Source organism: Kitasatospora sp. NPDC047058, assembly GCF_040643935.1.
GTDB lineage: Bacteria > Actinomycetota > Actinomycetes > Streptomycetales > Streptomycetaceae > Kitasatospora.
This window is the reverse complement of the sequence record NZ_JBEYVJ010000537.1, coordinates 1-4,002: the sequence shown is the minus strand read 5'-3', so window position 1 is coordinate 4,002 and position 4,002 is coordinate 1. Positions and strand designations below refer to the sequence as shown.

Annotated in this window: 1 protein-coding gene and 2 pseudogenes; all 3 read left to right on the top strand. The window is 71.1% G+C overall.

The window, feature by feature from the left end; translation table 11 throughout:
* Nucleotides 1-97: pseudogene (locus ABZ885_RS36965) on the top strand (ATP-binding protein); the annotation flags it as partial.
* 396 nt (nucleotides 98-493) lie between these two features.
* Complete coding sequence (locus ABZ885_RS36960) at nucleotides 494-3,901, top strand: nitrate- and nitrite sensing domain-containing protein (protein WP_360198928.1); 3,408 nt, start codon at nucleotides 494-496, stop codon at nucleotides 3,899-3,901.
* Between the two features lie 10 nt (nucleotides 3,902-3,911).
* Nucleotides 3,912-4,002 (top strand): annotated as a pseudogene (locus ABZ885_RS36955) (roadblock/LC7 domain-containing protein); the annotation flags it as partial.

Below are 4,002 nucleotides of genomic sequence, written 5' to 3'. Positions count from 1 at the left end.
CACCCCCGTCGTGACGCTCGACGCCCGACGCCGGGACAGCGCCAAGAGCGCCCTCATCACCCTCGTCGAGCACGCCCTCCTCGCCCGCCTGCGCTAGGACGGCACCGAACGAGAGCCCCGGTACCCGCCTCCCCGACGGGTACCGGGGCGCCTCCGCATGCGGGGCGGGTGACGTCGCGGCATCCCGCGCAAGACCCTCGCATAAGCGGTGGATAACAGTTCGGTAGGCATTTTGTGATCAACAGTGACCCTGTGTGGCGAAACCGCATCGCTCAGCGCCAGAAGACCACGGTTTTGCGGCGAGATGTCGATGAATGTCCGAATTGCGCCGCAGCAGCGCGCCGTCATCCGCTGTTTGTCCCCCATCCCTGCACGTGCTGAAATTCCAGCTACCCCTGAATCCTGTACGGCAGTCCCACCCAGCAGCGGACCGCCGCCAGGGGTAGCGCTGGATTGATCCATGGCCGCCAATCGGCCGAGAGGTTGTTGTCGAGTGAGGCGTAAGCAGCAAGTCGCCCCGCAGCGGCGCTCCGAGCCCCGCCAGAGCGAGCCGAACGGTAACGCAACGGACCAGGCCGGATTCTCCGCGTTCACCCCCACCGAGGAACGCCCGTCGGCCCCGGCCCCGAAGTCACCGGCCGCCCCGTCAACGGAGCGTCGCAGCGGTGGCTCCGCGGACGACGGGAACGCCGACAAGGGCGGCGGCCGGTACGACTTCCTCCGGCCCCGGAACTGGCGTGTGCCCGCCCGCCTCATAGCCATTCTGCTGATCCCCGTGATCATCGGCCTGGTCTTCGGCGGTCTCCGCGTCAACACGTCGGTCGACGGCTACGTGAAGGCCTCGCGCGCCGAGAAGACCGCGCGCCTGGCCAAGGCGGCCACCGAGCTCGCCGACGCGCTGGAGAACGAGCGCGACAACACGCTCACCCCGCTGCTGATCGGCCAGGACCCGAACGGCGACGTGCCCAAGTGGCGCGGCAAGACGGACACCGCGCTCAAGGCCTACAACGCGGCCTACGACGCCGCCGACAAGTCCGGCGAGCTGCCGCGCCGCCACGAGTCGTTCCAGCAGCTGGTCGCCTTCCTGCCGCACCTCCGTGAGGCCGCGTACGGCAAGAACCTGTTCGCCACCGCGACCCAGTCCGCCTACTCGGTGATGCTCGCGCCGCTGCTCGCCTACGACAACTCGGTCGGCCTCGGCAGCAGCAACATCACCAGCAAGGGCCGCGCGATCTACGCGATGTCGCTGGCCAAGGCCTCGGCCTCGACCCAGCGCGCGCTCATGCTCCACCTGCTGGTCGGCATCTCGGCGCAGTCCACCACCCGGTACGAGAACGTCGACCTGATCCAGGCCCTGCTGGTCTCGCAGCGGCTGGAGCAGGTCTCGCTCTCCGAGTTCAACACCGGTAGCGCCCCCGAGGACGCCCGGAAGTACTCGGACGCCCAGGTCGCCCAGTCCGCGGCCGACGAGCACTCCGCCTACCGCATGCCGAACGGCAGCGTGCCCACCATGCAGGGCCTGATGAACCTCGGCGCGGCCTACAGCCAGGCCGCCGCGGAGGGCCAGTCCAAGGGCAAGGCCGCCGCCGACGCCGCCTACGCGGAGGCGAAGAACGCCGGTCTGACCAAGGAGAACTGGGAGCAGGCGGCCAACACCCACCTCTCGACCCTCCGCGCCACCGAGGTCGCGCTGCTGGACGAGGTCCTCAGCGACGCCGCCGACGAGCGCGAGCACGCGCTGTACGACGCCATCCTGAACGCGGCGATCGTGCTCGCCGCGCTGGTCCTCGCCGCCGTCCTGACCGGCTACGTGGCCCGCTCGATGATTCTCGGCATGCGCACCCTGCGCAACGCCGCCCTGGAGATCGCCGACCGCCGTCTGCCGGACCTGGTCGAGAAGCTCTCCAAGACCGACCCCGAACGGGTCGACACCTCCGTCACCCCGATCCCGCTGCACGGCAAGGACGAGATCGGCGAGGTCGCCCGGGCCTTCGACCAGGTCCACCGGCAGGCCGTCGAGCTCGCCGCCGAGCAGGCGCTGCTGCGAGGGAACGTCAACGCGATCTTCACCAACCTGTCGCGTCGCAGCCAGGGCCTGATCCAGCGCCAGCTGGCGCTGATCACCGACCTGGAGAACAACGAGGCCGACCCGGACCAGCTGGAGAACCTCTTCAAGCTGGACCACCTGGCCACCCGTATGCGCCGCAACGGTGAGAACCTGCTCGTCCTCGCGGGCGAGGAGGCCGGCCGCCGCTGGAACACCCCGGTCCCGCTGGTCGACGTGCTCCGCGCCGCCGCGTCCGAGGTGGAGCAGTACGAGCGCGTCGAGCTCGCCGGCATCCCGGAGGCCGAGGTCGTCGGCGCCGCCGTGACCGACCTCGTCCACCTGCTCGCCGAGCTGCTGGAGAACGCCACCTCGTTCTCCAGCCCGCAGACCCGGGTGCTGGTCAACGCGACCCGCCTGCCGGACGGCCGCGTGCTGGTCGAGATCCACGACAAGGGCATCGGCCTCACCGCCGAGGACTTCGCCGAGATCAACGAGAAGCTCGCCGAGCCGCCCACGGTCGACGCCACCATCTCCCGCCGCATGGGCCTCTTCGTGGTCGGCCGGCTGTCCCAGCGGCACGACGTCCGCGTCCAGCTCCGCCCCTCGGGCGAGTCCGCGGGCACCACCTCGCTGGTCATGCTGCCGCCGTTCCTGACCCAGATGGGCGCGGCGCCGGAGCCGGAGGAGGAGTTCACCGTCTCCCGGATCTTCGCCGACCAGGAGCCGAGCGCCGAGTGGGCCGCGATGGAGCAGCCGCGCAGCGCCGCCGAGCTGGGCTTCGACGACCACCTCACCGGCAAGGGCGCCGGCTCCACCGGCTTCAGCCCGGCCCTGGACTCCGTCCAGCGCTCGCAGCGGCTCGACCAGGTCCGCCGCGCCGCCCTGGAGTCCGGCCCGGAGACCGCGCAGATGCCGCCGGTGCTCGACGCCGAGGTCGAGGAGGAGTACCCGGCGTACGGCCGGCGCAACGACGAGGCCTACGGCCAGGACGACCCGTACGGGCGCCAGGGCTACGACCAGACCGGTTACGCCGACGACCAGTACGGCTACGACCAGAACGGCTACGCGCAGAACGAGTACGGCCAGGACGCCTACGGCCGCCAGGCCGAGCAGGGCTACGCCGACGACCAGTACGGCCAGGCCCAGGGCCAGGACGACCAGTACGGCCAGTACCAGGACTACCAGGGCTACAACGACGGCTACGCCGGGGAGCAGTACGGCGGCCAGGCCCCCGAGGCCCCGGCCGGCCACCCGTACAGCCCGGAGCCGCCGGCCCTGCCCGCGGCCGAGCCGTCCGCCACCCTGCCGTCCGGGCTGCCCCAGCGCCGCCCCGGCCAGCAGCTCGCCGGCGGCGGCCCCGGTTCCGCCCCGGTCCTGAGCGGCCCGAACAACGGCGAGACCCCGAACTGGTTCACCGGCGCCAAGGACACCTCGGCGCCGACCGAATCCCGCGGACACGAGGTGTCCGCCCTGGGCGGGTACGGTCCCACCGGACCGACCGGCTCCGCAGGTACCTGGCAGTCGCCGAACGACGGCGCCTGGCAGCGTGCCGAGCAGCTCCGCGAGCCCGCTTCCGGCGGTACCACCGCCTCGGGCCTGCCCCGCCGGGTGCCCAAGCAGAACCTGGTCGCCGGCAACGCCAAGCCCACCCCGCAGGACGGGCCGCAGGTCTCCCGCAGCCCCGAGGAGGTCCGTGGCCGCCTCACCAACCTGCGCCGCGGTGTGGAGCAGGGCCGTAGCGCCGGCAACACCGGGAGTTTCCGGATCGACCCCGATCAGGTAGACCAGTCCGGCAACGGACAGCAGAACCGCAGCACCGATCTCTTCGGCGGCTCGAACCACCAGGAGCGTTGAGTTGAGTCAGATGAGCCAGGCCGCACAGAACCTGAACTGGCTGATCACCAATTTCGTGGACAACACCCCCGGGGTGTCGCACACGGTGGTGGTCTCCGCGG